Consider the following 577-nt stretch of genomic DNA (forward strand, 5'->3'; position numbering starts at 1 on the left):
GGAGATCACCCATGATGAACGGATAGGCACCGAGCTGCTTCGTGAGTTCGTTCTGGACGGCGCGAAGCCGGCGGAGATAGGGGTCGCGATAGCTCCCCAAGATGAAATACGACGTCCGCTGACTCCAGAGATACGGCAATTCACGCTCGGTGAACCGCCAGATTTTCCGTTTCTCTGCGGGCTCCAGTTCGATGCCCCCGACGGCCCCGTGAACGACGGTCATAATTTCCCCAGCGTCCGGCGGCGGGCTTGGGTCGGTCATTAGCTGCCGATTCAAACCACATCACCTTATCTCTTCTGAATCACATTGGTTTTTTCTGAATTAACCAACTTGGATGATCCTAACTGTTATACTGCCCTCCCTCGTACCAGCACGTATGAGCGAAACCGACACTGGTGCGGGCGATGCAGGGCCGTTCGCAGAACAGCGGCGGCTGTTCACGCTGCTGTCTCAGGATACGCGCCATCTCATCATCCAGGAGCTGCTGGGCCATCCCGCCCATCTGATGTCGCTCGCCGAACTCGAGTATATGACCGGGAAGAGTCAGGCGGCCATCAAAGACCAGTTGGAGACGTT

The 577-nt window shown here is 57.0% G+C and carries 2 pseudogenes; one reads left to right on the top strand and one right to left on the bottom strand.

Annotated elements, in window-relative coordinates:
* Positions 1 to 262, bottom strand: a pseudogene (locus tag DVK07_RS20720) (hypothetical protein); the annotation flags it as partial.
* Positions 263 to 377: 115 nt separating this feature from the next.
* Between DVK07_RS20720 and DVK07_RS20725 the strand changes: the two are divergent.
* Positions 378 to 577 (top strand): annotated as a pseudogene (locus tag DVK07_RS20725) (ArsR family transcriptional regulator); the annotation flags it as partial.

The organism is Halorubrum sp. Atlit-26R, assembly GCF_003666015.1.
GTDB lineage: Archaea > Halobacteriota > Halobacteria > Halobacteriales > Haloferacaceae > Halorubrum.